Source organism: Companilactobacillus sp. RD055328 (genome assembly GCF_022835675.1).
Taxonomy (GTDB): Bacteria; Bacillota; Bacilli; order Lactobacillales; family Lactobacillaceae; genus BQUT01.
The window spans coordinates 292,691-311,132 of record NZ_BQUT01000001.1; the positions used below are offsets into that span (position 1 = coordinate 292,691).

Genomic DNA, 18,442 nt, shown 5'->3' on the forward strand with positions numbered 1-18,442 from the left:
ATCTATCCTTCTTTTCAATTAAAGCTAATTAATAAAGGAAAAAATATGAAAATCACTAAAACTAAATTCGACAATTTTCAAAATAAAGAGGTTATTAAAACAACACTAACAAACGATAATAATATTTCCGTTTCTTTTCTAAATATGGGTGCTATCTGGCATGAATTCTTGGTGCCTAATAATAATGATAGAAAGAATTTGCTATTAAATTTCCCTAACATAAAAGATTACTACCTCAATCCTTTCTATTTAAATATGGCAATTGGAAGAACTGGAGGACGAATTAAGAATGGTACTATGCCACTTAACGGACAGGATATAGTGTTGCCAACCAATGAAGAAGGAAATAATCTTCATGGGGGTCCAAACGGATTTAACACATTTTTTTGGAATCAATACACAAAAGAAAGTAAAGATAGTTTATCAATCACTTACTATCGTACAATAACCGAAAAAGAAGATGGATATCCTGGTGACATTGATATTGAAATAACTTATATCTTGTCAAATAACAATGACGTTACTATCTGCTACAAAGGAACATCAAATAAAGACACATTTTTCAACCCCACGTGTCATGCTTATTTCAATTTAGGAAATTCTGACACCATTTTAAATCATAATTTACAAATTAATAGTGATTATTACTTAGAAGTTGACAGTAAAAAAATACCAACGGGAAATTTGACAGCCGTCACCAACACTCCCTTCGATTTCAGAAATAGTATTAACTTAGATTATGCTATCAAGGAAATGTCTGATACTACTGAAAAAGGTTTTGATGATATTTTTAAAATAAATAAAGACGAAAAAAAACCAATCGCTATTCTAAAAGATAATGATAGCAATTCTAAAATTAAAATCTTTTCATCACGAAATGGTCTTGTTGTTTTTTCTGCAAATTCATTTACTTCAAATATGCAGCTTATCAAAGGGAATGGTAAACCTTATATGGGAATTGCACTTGAACCACAAACTTTATCTGATACACATAACCATAAAGGATTTGGAAATGTGGCACTTGCTAAAGGTGAATCACAAAAATATTCCATTAAGTACAAATATTTTAAATAATTTAAAAAAGCCTCAACTAATAAGTTAAGGCTTTTTATTATTTTTCTATTTCAATATTTTTGATTACTACATCTTCATTTGGTTTATCCATTCCATTACGTTCAACCTTACTAATTTCAGTAGTGACATCTAATCCTTCAGTCACATGACCGAATACGGTATGTTTGTGGTCGAGATATGGTGTTCCACCATTTTTGTAAGCTTCAATAATCTCTGTTGGATAACCTGCTGGTTCCATTTGAGCTAGCATATTATCTGGGACTTGTGCATCAGTAACGATGAAAAATTGACTTCCATTAGTATTAGGACCAGCGTTAGCCATTGATAATGCACCATTCAAGTTGAATAGTTTCATTGAGAATTCATCTTCAAAAGCTTGTCCATAGATACTTTCGCCACCCATACCAGTTCCAGTTGGATCGCCACCTTGAATCATGAACTCAGGAATTACACGGTGAAAAATTACACCATCGTAATATCCTTTTTCTGCTAATTCAACGAAGTTCTTTACTGTTTTTGGTGCAAGATCATCAAATAGTTGAATCTTGATATCACCGTGATTAGTTTTGATAGTAACTTTTGTACCTGTTGCGTTGTCTAAATCTAATTGTGGGTATGACATTGTTTTCTCCTTTTATATGACTTCGTTCATTATATTAGTTTTTAAGATTAATTAATACCAATTGATTTAAAAAACTATTCCTGTATTGTTATTTCTATTACAAAAAAGCGAGCTAATTATTTATGTTTAAAAAAATTTCATTCTTCATCGTTATTATTATCATCTTTATTCCTATCTATTCTTTTGCCATTGAACCATTTCTTGTTCATACAAATCACGTAACAATTGGTGAGGATACAAAAAATGAACAACTAAAAGTTGTCCAAATCTCCGATATTCAAGTTTCAGAAGCTTATGGTTCTGATCGACTCGACAAGATTGTTACCAGAGTTAATTCAGAGAATCCTGATATTATTGTTTTCACTGGTGACCTATTCGATAACTATGCTAAGTACTCACATGAAACAGAAATCATTCAAAAACTTGGCGAAATGAAAGCTAACCTTGGTAAATTTGCTGTTTGGGGTAATCATGATTACGGCGGTGGTGCTTCTAGAGTGTATGACTATGTCATGAGCCAATCTGGATTTAAAGTTTTAAAGAACTATGGTCAAACACTAACTTTAACCAATGGCAAAAAAGTTTTCATTGGTGGACTTGATGACTCTTTACTTGGTAATCCTTCCGTTAGTGATACATTAAGTTATTGCGGAAACCCTGATTATTCAATTCTTCTAACTCATGAACCTGATGTAGCTGATGATTTTGTTGGTACTGATACTCAACTAGTACTTGCCGGACACAGTCATGGTGGACAAATCTGGATTCCGTTCCATCCAATCACTAATACTTTGGCTCGTAAATATGTTCGTGGGTTATATACATTATCTGATGGCACTAAACTATACGTCAATACTGGACTTGGAACAACATCAATTCATGCTCGATTCAATGTTGTTCCTGAAGTAACATCTTTTGATATTAGATTCTAAAAAAGACCAATAGGAAAATCCTATTGGTCTTTTTTAATTATTATCCGATTACTCGTAATGCATCATATATTAAATTCCAGAATTTTTGTTTGTCTAAAGACACTCCAACATTAGTTGGAACTTCTTCTTTCAATACATGGCTAAAATCAACTACTGTCATTCCACGAGTTAATTTACCGTTCAATTCAATATCAATTGGTGCATTAACCACATCCATAACTGTTGGATCAATTAAGTAAGCAATTGTTACTGGATCATGAACAGGTGGGAAATCAAAGTTTTGGTTTTCTTTATACATACCTCTGAAAGCTAACATCAATTCTTTAACTTTAATTGAAGTAACTGTATTGATGTTTTCTAGCTCTTCAATAACATCTTCTGTAGCCAAAGCCTTATGAGTTACATCTAGTCCTACCATAGTTAGCTTCCAACCAGCATTGAACACAATGTGCGCAGCTTCAGGATCAACAATAATGTTAAATTCAGCAACAGCACTAGCATTAGAGTCTTTGTAAGCTCCACCCATTAGTACAACTTCTTTAACACGTTCGACAATTCTTGGTTCACGACGAACTGCAGTAGCGATATTTGTTAGAGCTCCTGTTGGTACTAAAGTAATAGTGTTTGCTGGATTATTCATAATAGTATCAATGATTAAATCAACCGCGTTAATATCCTCCAGTTGAACTTCAGGTGCTGGTAATTCAGTCCCATCAATTCCTGATTCTCCGTGAACATCTGCGGCAACCTTTATTTCATTAACTAATGGTCGATCACAACCAGCAGCTATTGGAACATTCTTCATACCAATTAAAGTAGCTAATGATAGAGCATTATTTGTAACTTTTTTCAAAGTTTGATTACCAGCAACAGTTGTCACTGCCATCAATTCAATTTCAGGATTACCGTATGCTAACATCAATGCTAATGCGTCATCATGTCCGGGGTCACAATCCAATATTATTTTTTTGACCATTGTTATCTCCTTTTTAACTATTATTGTATAACATCATGTATTAGTTCTTTCGGAGTTGAACTTTCTCCAATTTTAATGTTTTGACGTAAAAGATCTTTAATTTCATCTATGTATTCACTATTACTGTATATAGTTAATAGGCTTTCACCTTCTGAAACTTGATCTCCGACCTTCTTATGTAATTCAATTCCAACTCCATAATCAATTGTATCATCTTTTGATTGTCGACCTCCACCAAGTAACATACTTGCTATACCTATTTCATCAGCTGTTATTACTTGTATTTCACCTGACTCTAGCGAAGGTAACTCGATCTTATATTTAGCATGTGGCATTAAAGTATAGTCTTCGATTACTCTTGAATCTCCACCTTGGGCTTCAATCATTTGCTTAAATTTTTCTAGAGCTTTCCCATTACTAATTACTTGATTAACCATTTCTTTGGCTTCATCTAGCGACTCAGCCTTCTCACCCAGAACAATCATTTGACTAGCTAATACGGTTACTAATTCCGTTATATCTTTAGGCCCATGTCCTTTTAATATCTCAATTGTTTCTTCGATTTCCAAAGTATTCCCGACCGTATTACCTAATGGCTGATTCATATCAGAAATTACTGCCATACAATTCATGCCAACACTTTTACCTATTTTAACCAAGGCATTAGCTAATTCTTTTGCTTTCTCTTCTGACTTCATAAATGCTCCAGAACCTGTTTTCACATCTAAAACCAATGCATCTGTTCCTGAAGCTATTTTTTTGCTCATTATTGATCCGGCAATTAATGGAATTGAATCTACTGTACTTGTAACATCTCTGAGTGCATAGATATTTTTATCAGCCGGTGCTATATTCCCTGTTGCACCAATGATAGCCAATCCAATATTAGAAACTTGATTAATAAATTCTTCTTCGGAAATTTCAACCTTAAATCCTGGAATAGCTTCTAATTTATCTAATGTTCCACCGGTATGTCCTAATCCTCTTCCAGAAATCATTGGTACCGGAATCCCTACAGTAGCAACAATTGGTGCTAACGGCAAACTAGTTTTATCGCCAACTCCACCAGTAGAATGCTTATCAACTTTAATTCCCTTAATACTTGATAAATCTACCTTATCTCCTGAGTTAAGCATTGTCATCGTTAACGTTGCTTTCTCATCATCAGTCATATCATTAAAGTAAATACTCATTAATAATGCGCTTGCTTGATAATCAGGAATACTTCCATCCGTATATCCTTTAACAAAAAATTCAATTTCTTCTTTGGTTAGTTCTTCCTTATCACGTTTCTTTTGTATAATATCTACCATTCTCATAACAAACACCTCCGTCAATCAACAATTGACTTGGCCGTTTGCTCGTCAATGACTAAAACATTAGCATAACCTCCAGATAATGCAGCTTTAATCGGACGAACTTTGTGTTGACCACCTGCAATCAAGATTGAATATTTTTTAGTTTTTAAATCATTTAATTGAATCGCAACCGTTCTATTATCTAGTTGTGGCCATGCAATAGATCCATCACTTGTGAAAAATCTAGAACATATATCACCTGTGGAATTCTCTTTTAAATAATTAATTTCTTTTTCAGTAAAATAACCAGTTTTAAATAATAATGCTTTGTCACGAACTGTTCCCACCGTGAATAAAGCTATGTTAGAATCCTTACCTTTTTTAATTAACGAGTTTATGTATCTTTCTTGTAGAACTAAATCGTGAGTCTCTTGGTTTTCAAATATTACCGGTAGCGGTAATTTGTATGGACTTGTATTAAAAGCCTTACCAAATTCCATTAATACAGTTTCTGCATATATAGGAGCCGTCGTATAGGTAACATTCCCTTTCAGCTCTACAATTTCTACATTTTTTACACTTTGCGGCCTTAAATGCTTTGCCACAGCATTCATTGTTTGTCCCCAACTAACTCCAATAATATCTTCATCTTCGACAATACTCTCTAATAAATCAGCCGCATCTTCACCTAACTTATTTACTATGTCGTCATAATTATTATTGGGCGTAGGAACAACTTTTACCTTACTTAATTTATATTTACTTTTAATTTCCTCTTCTAATTGTTGTATTCTTTCACATGGATCAGAAATAACAACTTTTACTATTCCTGATTCTTTAGCATATTGAAGAAGTCTAACTACAGTCGGACGGGATACATTAAGCTCCTTAGCAATTTTTTCTTGACTATACTCCGACTCATAATATAAATGAGCCGCTTTTATGCTTTGTCTTATCTTTTTATCGAATAAATCATCCATTAGCTTTGGCCTCTACTATACCAACAAAGTATTACTAATTAAATTAATCAAAAATAAAATTCCTAAAGCCCACATTATTGGTTTCACTGTTTTTGCTTCATTATTAGCAACCTTCACTATTGGATAGCTTATAAATCCAAATGAGATCCCCGAAGCTATGCTTCCCGTTAATGGAATCAAAGCAATTATTAAAAATGCTGGAAACCATTCACTAAAATCTTCCATTTTTATAAATCTCATTTGTTGCATCATCAACGCGCCGGTAATTATTATAACTGGTGCTATTGCTGACTGAGGCACATAACTCAATAGTCCCACCATAAAGGTAGAAATGGCGAATAATATTGCAGATACTAGTGCAACAATTCCTGTTTTCCCACCACTTTCAATACCAGAAGCACTTTCTGCCGCTGCCACTGTTGGGCTTGTACCAAATATTCCCGACAAAAGGGAACTTACAGCACTTACTTGAAAAGATTTTTTGAACTTATTCTTATTGGGAAGTATTCCTTCTAATAATCCCATAGATTCAAATACTAGAATCATAGTCATAGAAAATACCGCTAATAAGAACTTTAAATCTAACAAGTGGGAAAAATCGAATTTAGCAAAAATACTGGGATATTCCATTATATTATTAATACTTATATTGGTTTTCTGTCCTTTTATTTGAAATAGTATCGCCACAAAAGTTGTAACTCCTATTCCAATAATAAAATTACCTGGAATATTTTTTATGAACAATACTAAAGTTAATAATAACCCAAATATTCCTAAAATTGTTGTTGGATTAGTAATAGATCCCATTGACAATAGTGTTCCATTATCACCCGCAACTACTAACCCCAGTTTTTCCAATCCTAGTTCAACAAGAAAAAGACCGATTCCCACAGTTATTCCTAATTTCAATGTGTCAGGTATAGCTTTAGCTAAGATATCACTTAAAGAAGTAAAAGCAATAATAATATATATGAAACTGCTTACAATCGACACAGAGATTGCTGTTTTCCAATTAAAATCAAGCCCCACTACTAATGTATATGTAAAGAATGCATTAACTCCCATTCCTGGAGTTAAAATTATTGGAGCATCTGCCCAAAAAAACATTAATAAACATCCTATTATTGATATAAATATAGTAGCAAATACACTTAACTCAATTGGAATACCGGCATCTGACAAAATCATTGGATTCACTATCATGATATATGAGATTGCAAAAAAACTAGTGAAGCCCGAGATTATTTCAGTTTTTAAATCTATATTCTTATACTTATTAATTAGACTAGACAACAAAATTACATCCTAACTTTTTCTTTTTTACCAAACAAAGAGTCCGACCGTTGCAGCAGATAGAAGTGACACTAAAATTCCAGCAAGTAACATGTATCCAACATTTTTTGCAATATGATCATTTTTTTCTTGACCAACTATTCCCTTGAATGCACCAATAATCATTCCTACAGTTGAGAAATTTGCAAATGATGTTAAGAATACTGTTAATATTGCTTGATAATGTTTTGCAAAAGTATGTACCGTTTCTGTAATTTGTCCCATAACTACAAATTCATTTGTTACCAATTTAGTTCCCATGAACTGGGCAAACTCAAAAGCAGTTCCTGTATCAACACCCATAAGCCAAGCAAATGGGAACATTATTATTCCTAAAATATGTTCTAAACTTAGCCAAGGATTTACTAGTCCTAATAACTTATCAACTAGTGCCGCTAAAGCAACAAATGCTATTACGTTAGCTGTAATTATTAAAATTAATTTCCCAGCTCCCATTATTGAATCGCCCAGAAATGAGAAGAATGGTTCTCTTTTACCTGAAGTTTCTCCTTCATCTGACGCATCCCCAATTTTGGCAATTGTATCTTCTTCAGCTGTCACTTTTATCGGATTTAATATGCTTGATACAATAATTGCATTAATAATGTTTACTGGTATAGCAGTCAAAACATATTGTCCTGGCATCATTTGTGTATATGCTCCAACAATTGACGCTGTGACACAACTCATTGACATCATTGCTAATGTTAAATTTCGTTCTTTGCTCATATTCCTTAACTGTAATCCGGATATTGCCAATGCTTCTGTATTTCCAAGAAACATCATTTCTACAGCAAAGAATGATTCAAATTTTGGCTGTCCGGTAACTTTTGCTAAACCTTTCCCAAGCCATTTGATAATCCATGGTAATACACCTATATAAGTTAAAATATCAAATAATGGAATAATCATTAAGATGGGAAGCAATACGCTAACAAAGAAATCCATTTGTTTAACATGTACCATGCTTGGAATAGCAAATGCTATTCCTGTATATGCTATCTGAACTAATTCATTAAACCCATTAGCTGCGCCAAGTACTATTTTCCTACCTACCGAAAAATCAGTTAGAAACCAAGATAGCAGTAGGTTTAGAGCAACCATAACTCCAACAGATTTCCATTTTATATTTTTTCTATCTTTTGAAAAAATGACTCCAATTAGTAAAAACACTATCAAGCCAATAATATTTATTAACAAAAACATATTTATTTATCCTCCTAATTTACTGCATTAAGCTATAGCCGTTTCCAATGAGACGGAAATCATGTCATTAAACGATTTTTCTCTTTCCTCGGCCGTTGTTTCTTCACCAGTAATTAGGTGATTACTTATTGTTAATACTGCCAGTGCTTTTACATTGAACTTAGCAGCCAATAAATACAATGCTGCTGCTTCCATTTCACATCCAAGTATTCCGTAATCAATTAATTTTTGTCTATCAATTTCATCATTATAGAATCTATCTTCTGAAAGAATATTACCTACCTTAATAGGTATATCGTTATTTTTTGCCGAATTATACGCATCAAGTAACATTGAAAAATCAGCCGTTGGAGCAAAGGCAATACCACTTCCAAATGTGTTAGTTATCATGCCAGAGTCTGTACTTGCCGCTTGAGCAATTACAACATCTCTAACATGAATATCGGTACCTAATCCACCGCAAGTTCCGACACGTATTAATTTTTTTACACCATAGAATTGAATTAATTCGTTCGCATAAATTGATATAGAGGGCATACCCATTCCTGTTCCTTGGACAGAAACTCTTGTACCTTTATATGTCCCCGTAAAGCCAAAGGCATTTCTCACAGTGTTATACTGCGTAACATCTTCTAAAAATGTTTCAGCAATATATTTTGCTCTCAATGGATCTCCCGGTAGTAATACTACTTCAGCGATATCACCCTTTTGTGCATTAATATGTGTACTCATCTCATTATCCACCTTTAGTTTAATTGACTTAAAAAGCTAGTAGCTGTACTTCTTTTTTCTGTATTAAAATTATCTGTAATAGTAGCTCCCATATCTGCAAATGTTGTGCGAATTCCTAATGAGCCATTTTTTTTCATGCTTGGAGAGAATGCCAGTAGAGGAACGTATTCTCTTGTATGATCAGTTCCTGTAAATCCAGGATCATTCCCATGATCTGCTGATAAGATTAATAAATCATCATCTTTCATATTTTCTAAGAATTCTCCTAATTGAACATCGAACTCAATTAGAGCTTTCCCAAATCCTTCTACGTCTCTTCTATGACCAAACTTAGCATCAAAATCTACTAAGTTAGTAAAACTAAAACCTGTAAAATCTTTCTTTTGGTTCTCTATAGTTTTTTCCATTCCATCAAAATTACTTACAGTATGAACACCTTCTGAAATACCATTTCCAGAAAAAATATCATTTGTTTTTCCAACTGCTAGAACTGTAATTTTTGAATCAATTAGTCTATTCAAATCAGTTTCCCCTGTTGGCTCAAGCGCATAATCATGACGATTAGATGTTCTTTCAAAATTATCTTTATTTTCACCAATGTATGGTCTAGCAATAATTCTTCCAATTCTGTATGGTTTATCGATTGTTATTGATCTAGCATATTCACAAATCTTATATAGTTCTTCTAATGGAATAATCTCTTCATTAGCAGCAATTTGTAAAACAGAATCACCTGAAGTATATACAATTAAAGCACCTGTTTTAAGTTGCTCTTCTCCATAGTCACGAATAACATCTGTTCCTGAATATGGTTTATTAACAATAACGTCTCTATTACTGAATTTTTTAATCTTATCAATTAATTCTTGTGGAAATCCATCAGGGAAAAAACCTAGTGGCTCTTTTACTGGCAGTCCCATCATTTCCCAATGACCATCCATACTGTCTTTCCCAACAGATACTTCTTGCATCTTTCCAAAGTATCCAATTGAATCATTGGATACTGCAATATCTTTTAATGGATTGTCTTCACGAATATTCCCTAATCCCAACTTAATTAGATTGGGTATTTTTAGTTCTTTACCAAAATGTTGCGCCACATGACCTAGCGTATCTGCTCCTTCATCTCCGAATTTCTTTGAGTCCGGGCAACTTCCTATTCCAACCGAATCTAACACAATTGTAAAAATTCTTTTGTATTTCATATTCATATACCCTCTCTTAAAATTATCCGTTAATTATTTTGATTCCTGCGCTTGCTCCTAAACGAGTCGCACCAGCATCGATCATTGCTAAAGCTTCTTCTTTTGAATGAATACCACCAGATGCCTTCACACCCATTTCATTTCCAACTGTTTCGCGCATAAGTTTTACATCTTCTACTTTTGCCCCAGCAGTTGAAAAACCTGTTGATGTTTTTACAAAGTCAGCACCAGCTTCTTTTGATATCTCGCAAGCTCTTACTTTTTCTTCATCTGTTAGCAGACATGTTTCAATAATTACTTTCACATGCTTATCAGCATTATGGCCAGCTTCTACAACAGCTCTAATATCTTCTAGAACTGCTGCATTATTTTTAGCTTTTAATTCTCCAATATTAATAACCATATCAAGTTCATCTGCACCATTTTCTAGTGCGTTTTCTGCTTCAAATACTTTTGAAGCTGTTGTATTTGCCCCTAAGGGGAAGCCTATTACAGTACATACCATCACATCAGTATTCTTTAGTTCTATAGCAGCTTTTTTCACCCAATATGGATTTACACAAACAGAAGCAAAATCATATTCTTTTGCTTCATTAATGATTTTAGTTACATCCTTTTCAGTTGCATCTTGGTTTAAAATTGTATGATCAATATATTTTGATAAGTTCATGTTATTTCTCCCTTTTATTTTGATAACGCTTACATTCTAACTTGGATGTTACATTTTGTAAATAATTATTTGAACATTTGTAAAACTTTTAGTTTGGATCAAATAAAACTGGATATTGCTCGATATTAGACTCTCTCTTTTTTTAAAAAGTTCTTACGAGAAAAAATTATTTATGATAAGTTATTTTTTGTAACTTTTTATAAAGAAAGAAGAGGATTTTTATGCCTACAAATAAAAAAGAAGGAATTATTTTTGGAAGTATTATGTGTTTTTTAATGGTTTTAGGAATGAGTATTTATAATCTCGTTTTACATCAATCATTTACGTTTATCAATTTGGTTACTGGTTTCATACCCGGATTTATTGTTGCTTTTATTCTCGATAACTTGATAGTTGGAGTTATTGCTCATTGGTTAGTTAGTAAAATGTCTTTTATTGATAAACAGAATCGTATTCAACTAATTTTGTCAATGTCATGCTTAATGGTCTTAGGAATGGTGTCATTCATGTCATTATTCGGAATTATTATTGAAGGTGGAATCCCCAATAACTTAGGTAGTGTTTATGTACAAACATGGATTATGAACTTGATTGCCGCGTTACCTCTACAATTACTTGTTGTAGGACCATTCTCACGAACAATTCTTGCACGAATTCAAACAAAATAGATAACTATATCAAATTAATTATGAGTATCTTTTTAATTTTTATTCTATTAATATAGAGTAAAAGAAAATAAGGATACTAAAAATCATGAAAATTAATTTACTTTTTTCAATTGATGACAATTTCATCCAACAATTGAAAACCACCATCTATTCAATACAACAAAATTCACAAGATCATGACTACACTATTTATGTTCTTCAAAAAGAACCCTTAGAAAAACAAGCAGAACTTCAAGATTTTTTAAATCAATTAAACATAACCTATGTGCCTATTATTCTCGGAGATGAACAATTATTTGCGGATGCTCCAATTTCTAAAAGATATCCGGAAACTATTTATTATCGCTTGCTAGCTCACAAATATTTACCACAAGAACTCACTAAAATTCTATACTTAGATGCAGATATCTTATGTATTAATGATATTACGCCGCTCTATCAATTGAATTTAGGTACTGATTTGTACGCAGCCGCAAGTCATCAAGGATTAACTCAAATTACTGATGCGATCAATAAAGTTAGATTAGATACTTATGAAAATGAAGGATACTTCAATTCTGGAGTATTATTAATGAATCTTTCTGCAATTCGAGAAAAGGTAACCGAGCAAGATATCTTTAATGCTATTAAAGATCATGGTGATTATTTACTATTACCTGATCAGGATATTTTGAATTATCTTTATGGGAAATATATTGTTTCAATTCCAGATGAACTTTATAACTATGATACTCGAAAGAACTTGATGTATCAGACCATTAGTGTTGGTAAATGGGATATCAATTGGGTAATTAAAAATAATGTTTTTCTACACTTTTGTGGCAAAGACAAACCTTGGTCAGAAAAATATACTGGAAACTTCAGAGAATTATATAGACACTATCTCCATAAAACTGAATTACTTTAAATAAAAAAAGACCTCATAAGAGGTCTTTTTATTTTTTGTTTTTCTGTACTGCTCCAACGATTAGGGAAACAACAATTACTAAAATTACAGCTCCGATAATTGAAGGAATAACTGCCATTCCAGCCAAATGAGGCCCCCAACTACCTAGTAAGCTCTCACCTACGTAAGATCCTACTAACCCAGCTAGAATATTTAAAATCCATCCCATTGAAGTTTTGGTAATTGCTCCTGCAATAATTCCGATAAGTGCTCCTATGATTAACGTCCATAATGTGTGCATAGTAACTACCTCTTTTCTTATTTGTTAATTTAATTATATTGGGTAGCTATCTAGCTTGTCGAGAAATGTACTTATCCTATATGTAAAATTGTAATATAAACAATTGCAGCGATAGTTTGTACTACACCTACAGAAATTCCATATATCAGAAATCTTGGTCCTTCTTTTATAAACTTACGAAAGTCTAGACGTAACCCAATCGCAGCTAAAGCCGTCGTTTCAAACCATCCACTAAAGAAATGAGCCCCCGTTTTAAATCCTATCGGTAAGCTAACAACACTATTTAAAAGACAGAATATCAAAAATAGTAATACATACCAAGGAATTGGTAATTTGAATCCCTTAGCTTTTTTTGTTGTAGTTTTTTTATTACTATTAACCTTACGTTCAAAGATATAAACTACAACAACTAATAAAATAATTCGCATTATTTTGAATATCATCGAATATTCTATTGTCTTTTCATTAATGAAGCTAGCTCCGGCTACAACTTGAGCAACTGATTGTAATGTTCCACCAAGTAAAGCACTGTTAGCTATCAAATTATCACCAAAAATTGCCATACCTAAAAATGGCAGAACAAGCATCATTACAGTTCCTAATAAATTAACAAGTGTAATTATTTGTCCTTTTTCATCATCTTTGGCATCAATAGCAGGCGCAATAGCCCCAATTGCAGAAGTCCCACAAACAGCATTTCCACCTGCAAACATTAGTGACATTTTTTCGCCAAATCCTAATTTCCTACCAATTGCATAAGCACTTAGAATAATGGTTACCATCATTAAAACAATATACGTAATTCCACTAATTCCCAAACTCTTAATAGTTTGAAAAGTAACTGTAAATCCAAGTAACACAACTGAATATTCAAGAAGTCTACTTTCTGAGAACTTAGTCCCAATATTCAAAAAACTCTGCTTAAAAATTGTATTACCTAATAATATCCCTAATAAAATAGCAATTGTTGCAGCTCCTAAACTAGGGACTAATGTACCTAGGAATTTAGCAATCACTGCCACAATAAATGATAAACCCAATCCCGGTAATGTTCTTCTTACTTCATCAAAATTCATATACTTTCCTCATACGTTGATTTTATTATATTTAAACTACACACATTTTATCTGAAATAGCTAGCTTGATAGATCAATGAACGGTATTTATATTCTTTGTCATTCACAATTAATGGGTAATTAGCTAGTTTATATTTTTGCATATTTGTAGTTATAACTTTAAAAGGTTTCGAGTTATCTTTTGCTGTAAACCTAATCTTGTAGTCGCCTGGTTTAATCACCTTATTTATATATACAATTTTCTTATCGTGATGCATTGGCTGAATATTACCCGTTTTTAGGTTAACTAATTCAGCTTTAAGATTGTCATTTGCAGGTGCCAATACAGCAAGTTCTGTAACTTGATGATTAATTGTTATTTTTTGATTAATAATTTTATTTCCATCAATAGCAGTCGGTCTTGCTCCATATTGTTGAGACAGCTGACTTCGTTGTGCAGAAACAAAAACAGGTCCGTGAGGAAGAATCGTTGTTGGGACTATCAGAATTGCTATAAGGCTAGCAATAATGCCTAATGGTAAGAATATTTTCAACCTACTCAGTTGAACTTGTTTTCTTAAATCGACATCAGTTCCTACATTCATCATTAATAACAATGGCACTACTATCTGTCCATACCTTGCTCCCGCCTCCCATAAGAAGACATGAAACATCATAAAACCAACTATTGTAATAGCAGCTAAAGCTTGAATAATATTAACTTCTTCTTGTTTCTCTCCAAACATTTTAATAGCACGTAATAATCCAATGGCATAAATCAAGATGAATCCTAATCGCATAATAAATTGACTAGCAAAGTTAATCCCAAATTGAATATTCGCATATACTTTCGGAGTCTGCATATATCCGCCAGTATATGCGCTAGAGATGCTATCAACATTTAATAACAGACCTATTTTGGTAACCCACTTCTGAATTAAACCCAATGGTCCTAATTCTTTGAAACGTTTTGGTAGAGCTTTATTAATATAGTTAGCTCGCTTTTTTTTGGTTGGATATTCCAATATTTCATGGACATCTCTTCCAACATAACTACCCGGACTCTCAGGATTGTAGCTCATCCAAATCCAATGTGTTGTTGGTAATTGATATTTAGTATTAGGAACAAAGCCAGTTGTATTTTGTATCCCTGTTTTTACAGGTGTTGCAAGAATCAAACCAACAAGTACTAATAATAAGGGGACAATTAATTTTCTAGCAACTTGGCGATTTATTATAAAAAATCCAACTATAATTATAGAAATTGCTACCGCAAAAATTATTAAATTTGGTTTTAATAGTTGCCCAAGTAACATCAAGATAACAATAGCAATCCCTGACAAGATCTTTTTTGTTCTCGTCATATTTGCCCAACTATTAATCAGATTAAAAACAATCAATATAAACAGCATATTAGGTAAATCGGTATAAAAAACTTGAAGATAATAAGTATAGGCAAATGGTCCAAATACTAGGAAAATTATGCTCGCTAAAATTCCAATATTTCGCCGATAAATCTTTTTGACGGTATAAAGACCCATGACAATAAATGAGTCTAAAAAGAACATAGATAATATATGAATTGATACATTATGAGTTAAATTCAAAAGATCTGTAAATATAAACCAGAGTGAAACAAAATATGCTATTGGAACATTATTAGGATAGCGCCAAAAATATGTCGTTTCTCCCCAGTTATGATTGTTTGTATTCAGCAGTTCAGCTTGATGTAATACACGAAACGGATCGTGATAAACAGTAGCTGGTAAATACTTCAATACTAATAATTGTATGATTACAATCATTAATAATCCAATTGCAATAATTAAATTCATATTTTTGCGACTGATTTTATCAGCTGCATGTTTCATCTTTCGCCAATTACGCCAAATCATTAATGAACTTATAATTAACAATCCATTCATTGCAAGCGTAAATGGCACAAAAATATTGCTGATAATACCAATTACTAGAAACAAAATTAAAGCCAATGGGAAAATTTTATAAACTTTAAAAATCATTATTTAAGAATTTCCTCAATAATATAACGTGGTCTATTTTTGACTTCTAATGTTATTTTCCCAATGTATTCGCCAATAACACCTAAGCTAAGCATCTGTAATCCACCTAGCATCCAAATAGAAATCATTAACGAAGACCAACCTTGGCTTGTATCTCCCATTAATTTTGTGATTACTGTATAAATCAACATGAAGACACCCACCAAACTAGCTAAAATCCCGAAAATACTGATTAATCTCACTGGAGCAATAGAAAACGAAGTTAACCCTTCCCAAGCAAAACTAAGCATTTTCTTTAATGGATACTTTGTTTCGCCAGCTTCACGAGTACCGCGCTTATAATAAATTTTATCCGTTTTATAACCCAACAAAGGAACTAGCCCACGTAGAAACAGGTTCCTTTCTTTATATGATAATAAAGTTTCAACCGCTCTTTTAGTCATTAAACGAAAATCTGCATGATTATCAACAAGTTTTACACCTAATAGATTTAAAAATTTATAAAAGGCACCTGCTGTATTCTTCTTGAACCAGCTATCTGTATCTCTATTATTACGCACTGCATAAACGATATCGGTACCTTCATTGGCTTTTTTAACCATTTCAATTATAGCTTCAGGATCGTCTTGTAAATCTGCATCAATTGTAACTATCATATCAGTTTCTTTAATTGCTATATCTAGACCAGCAATCAAAGCATTTTGATGTCCAAAATTACGGCTAAACTTAATACCTTTAATACGAGAATTTTCTTTATGCAACTTAGTGATTACTTCCCAAGTTTTATCTTTAGAACCATCATTAACCACCATAACATCAGAATCAGAAGTAATTAATTCATCCTTGATTAAGCGGTCCTCAATCTCTAATAATTTATTCATTGAAATGGGTAACATTTCTTCTTCATTAAAAGCAGGTACTACAATGGTTAGTTTTTTCATCATTTACTCCTGTTAATTCCTTATTCTTTAATTAATCTATTATAGTTCATTCATATGGCAATTGTAATATAAAAATAATATTATATACATAAAGAATAAATACATTTCACGCAACTATTAGTTGACAATAATTTACAAACTTTTAACGGTTTCGCCATCTCAGTTGCTGGTAATTGTTAGTTATCGCATATATATTTAAATTAACAAAAAAAGGAGAAAATTTATGTCAACTTTCAGCGATCAATTAATTAATTTACGTACTAAAAGAGGACTATCTCAAGAACAGTTAGCCGATAAGTTATATGTCTCACGTCAAGCTGTTTCTAAATGGGAAAAGGCTGATTCTACCCCTGATTTAGATAAAGTTATTCAAATTGCTAAGATATTAGATGTTAGTTTAGATGAACTTGTTCTTGGTATCGCTCAAAAAGAAGTAAAGCCTGGTACTAGTGGCTGGTACAAGGTTAATAACGGATATGAATTCATTGCCAAGTTTTGGTGGATTCCCATTGCACTTATTTGGTCAATTTTTGGAATGTTACATCAGTTCAAATAAAAAAGACCTCTTAGAGGTCTTTTTTATTTATTTTATTCTCAAGTGAAGTGACTTGTTTTGATAATTGCTCATTTTGTTTTTTAACGTTTTGCATTTCTTGTAGGAGTTCATCTAACTTATCAGTGTCTGTTCCTTCTGTGAAATAGTTTGTAATCGAACTAGTAAGCATACCTATAAATCCAATTCCAAGAAACATTAATAAAATAGCCGCTAATTTCCCTGCAGTTGTGCTGGGTGAAACATCCCCATAACCGACAGTTGTAACTGTAGTAGCCGCCCACCAAAAAGCTTCTCTCAGTGTAGATTTTTCTGCGTATGAATAAATAGCGGAAGCAACAACAATTATTCCCATTGAAGCATACAGTAAATGTATCAATCCATTAATTCTCATGAAAGATTGAATTTTTTGAGTAGTCATATTTATTAAATTATCTAGTTTTCCCCAACCAAATATTTTGAATACTTTACCAATTCTCAGTAAACGAAAAACACGAAACAATGCAAATGAATAATTAAAAGGCACAATCGCTAACAAATCAATTATATTATTTTTAAAAAACATCTTCTTGTTTTTAGATCTAAATAATCTAGTGAAATAATCTAATATAAATACTAATAAAATTACTCTACTAATATTTATATATGGTTCAGCAGTTATTTCAATAATCCCCATATAATTCAAGACTATCAAAACTATCGATATAATCGCTAAGATTATCATAGTTGTTTCATATAATAGTGATTTTTTCTCTGACATCTATTTCCCCTGTTAAACATATCTATTAAGTATCATACATTTTTTTAGCGAATAAAAAAACACTCCTACTAAAGCTTTGAATTATTAAAAGTGTTATTCTTTATAAGAAATCACATTTGGGGTGCTTATTAGCTGAGATTATACCCGTTGAACCTGATTCCAGTTAATACTGGCGAAGGAAAATGTAGTATTATTCCTATTCCTTTTGTGATGCCAAAAAACATACATAA

At 32.3% G+C, this 18,442-nt stretch carries 19 protein-coding genes and 1 riboswitch; of the genes, 5 read left to right on the plus strand and 14 right to left on the minus strand.

Going from position 1 to position 18,442, the window contains the following annotated elements; all coding sequences use genetic code 11:
• Positions 1-45: 45 nt before the first annotated feature.
• Positions 46-1,074 carry an aldose epimerase family protein gene (locus tag RD055328_RS01530; protein WP_244087064.1) on the plus strand — a complete coding sequence of 343 codons (1,029 nt, stop codon included), beginning with the start codon at positions 46-48 and terminating at the stop codon, positions 1,072-1,074.
• A 37-nt stretch (positions 1,075-1,111) separates the two neighbouring features.
• On the opposite strand, the gene RD055328_RS01535 is transcribed toward RD055328_RS01530, so the two are convergent.
• Positions 1,112-1,696, minus strand: coding sequence for a peptidylprolyl isomerase (locus RD055328_RS01535; RefSeq protein WP_244087065.1), 585 nt, complete (start codon positions 1,694-1,696; stop codon positions 1,112-1,114).
• 122 nt (positions 1,697-1,818) lie between these two features.
• Here RD055328_RS01535 and RD055328_RS01540 point away from each other — a divergent pair, with 122 nt between their 5' ends.
• Positions 1,819-2,628, plus strand: coding sequence for a metallophosphoesterase (locus RD055328_RS01540; RefSeq protein WP_244087066.1), 810 nt, complete (start codon positions 1,819-1,821; stop codon positions 2,626-2,628).
• A 40-nt stretch (positions 2,629-2,668) separates the two neighbouring features.
• Here RD055328_RS01540 and RD055328_RS01545 read toward each other — a convergent pair whose 3' ends face one another.
• The 8 genes from RD055328_RS01545 to deoC are packed head-to-tail and all read right to left on the minus strand — an operon-like array spanning position 2,669 to position 11,027.
• Complete coding sequence (locus RD055328_RS01545) at positions 2,669-3,604, minus strand: nucleoside hydrolase (protein WP_244087067.1); 936 nt, start codon at positions 3,602-3,604, stop codon at positions 2,669-2,671.
• A gap of 20 nt (positions 3,605-3,624) precedes the next feature.
• On the minus strand, positions 3,625-4,923 hold the full coding sequence (locus tag RD055328_RS01550; RefSeq protein WP_244087068.1) for a pyrimidine-nucleoside phosphorylase: 1,299 nt from the start codon (positions 4,921-4,923) through the stop codon (positions 3,625-3,627).
• A gap of 14 nt (positions 4,924-4,937) precedes the next feature.
• Entirely contained in the window at positions 4,938-5,882 is a 945-nt protein-coding gene (locus RD055328_RS01555; RefSeq protein ID WP_244087069.1) for a sugar-binding transcriptional regulator, read from the minus strand.
• A gap of 15 nt (positions 5,883-5,897) precedes the next feature.
• Complete coding sequence (locus RD055328_RS01560) at positions 5,898-7,175, minus strand: NCS2 family permease (protein WP_244087070.1); 1,278 nt, start codon at positions 7,173-7,175, stop codon at positions 5,898-5,900.
• Between the two features lie 27 nt (positions 7,176-7,202).
• The gene (locus RD055328_RS01565) at positions 7,203-8,420 is read right to left on the minus strand and encodes a NupC/NupG family nucleoside CNT transporter (protein WP_244087071.1); all 1,218 of its coding nucleotides are present in this window, start codon (positions 8,418-8,420) and stop codon (positions 7,203-7,205) included.
• A gap of 27 nt (positions 8,421-8,447) precedes the next feature.
• A complete protein-coding gene (deoD, locus tag RD055328_RS01570) occupies positions 8,448-9,152 on the minus strand; it encodes a purine-nucleoside phosphorylase (protein WP_244087072.1) in 705 nt (234 codons plus the stop codon).
• A 14-nt stretch (positions 9,153-9,166) separates the two neighbouring features.
• On the minus strand, positions 9,167-10,357 hold the full coding sequence (locus tag RD055328_RS01575; RefSeq protein WP_244087073.1) for a phosphopentomutase: 1,191 nt from the start codon (positions 10,355-10,357) through the stop codon (positions 9,167-9,169).
• A 22-nt stretch (positions 10,358-10,379) separates the two neighbouring features.
• A complete protein-coding gene (gene deoC / locus RD055328_RS01580) occupies positions 10,380-11,027 on the minus strand; it encodes a deoxyribose-phosphate aldolase (protein WP_244087074.1) in 648 nt (215 codons plus the stop codon).
• Positions 11,028-11,248: 221 nt separating this feature from the next.
• On the opposite strand from deoC, the gene RD055328_RS01585 reads away from it, so the two are divergent.
• Complete coding sequence (locus tag RD055328_RS01585; protein ID WP_244087075.1) at positions 11,249-11,695, plus strand: DUF2798 domain-containing protein; 447 nt, start codon at positions 11,249-11,251, stop codon at positions 11,693-11,695.
• A gap of 85 nt (positions 11,696-11,780) precedes the next feature.
• On the plus strand, positions 11,781-12,602 hold the full coding sequence (locus RD055328_RS01590) for a glycosyltransferase family 8 protein (RefSeq protein WP_244087076.1): 822 nt from the start codon (positions 11,781-11,783) through the stop codon (positions 12,600-12,602).
• A gap of 28 nt (positions 12,603-12,630) precedes the next feature.
• Here RD055328_RS01590 and RD055328_RS01595 read toward each other — a convergent pair whose 3' ends face one another.
• The 4 genes from RD055328_RS01595 to RD055328_RS01610 all read right to left on the minus strand — a co-directional run bounded on the left by RD055328_RS01595 (position 12,631) and on the right by RD055328_RS01610 (position 16,899).
• The gene (locus tag RD055328_RS01595) at positions 12,631-12,882 is read right to left on the minus strand and encodes a GlsB/YeaQ/YmgE family stress response membrane protein (RefSeq protein ID WP_244087077.1); all 252 of its coding nucleotides are present in this window, start codon (positions 12,880-12,882) and stop codon (positions 12,631-12,633) included.
• 71 nt (positions 12,883-12,953) lie between these two features.
• Positions 12,954-13,958, minus strand: coding sequence for a YeiH family protein (locus RD055328_RS01600; RefSeq protein ID WP_244087078.1), 1,005 nt, complete (start codon positions 13,956-13,958; stop codon positions 12,954-12,956).
• A gap of 47 nt (positions 13,959-14,005) precedes the next feature.
• On the minus strand, positions 14,006-15,958 hold the full coding sequence (locus tag RD055328_RS01605; RefSeq protein ID WP_244087079.1) for a hypothetical protein: 1,953 nt from the start codon (positions 15,956-15,958) through the stop codon (positions 14,006-14,008).
• Positions 15,958-16,899, minus strand: a complete 942-nt coding sequence (locus RD055328_RS01610; protein WP_244087080.1) for a glycosyltransferase family 2 protein — start codon at positions 16,897-16,899, stop codon at positions 15,958-15,960. Before RD055328_RS01610 ends, RD055328_RS01605 begins: the two co-directional genes overlap by 1 nt.
• Before the next feature lie 223 nt (positions 16,900-17,122).
• On the opposite strand from RD055328_RS01610, the gene RD055328_RS01615 reads away from it, so the two are divergent.
• On the plus strand, positions 17,123-17,455 hold the full coding sequence (locus RD055328_RS01615; protein WP_244087081.1) for a helix-turn-helix domain-containing protein: 333 nt from the start codon (positions 17,123-17,125) through the stop codon (positions 17,453-17,455).
• A 10-nt stretch (positions 17,456-17,465) separates the two neighbouring features.
• Here RD055328_RS01615 and RD055328_RS01620 read toward each other — a convergent pair whose 3' ends face one another.
• Complete coding sequence (locus tag RD055328_RS01620) at positions 17,466-18,212, minus strand: ion transporter (RefSeq protein WP_244087082.1); 747 nt, start codon at positions 18,210-18,212, stop codon at positions 17,466-17,468.
• Between the two features lie 107 nt (positions 18,213-18,319).
• Positions 18,320-18,410: riboswitch (TPP riboswitch) on the plus strand.
• The last annotated feature ends 32 nt before the right edge of the window (positions 18,411-18,442 follow it).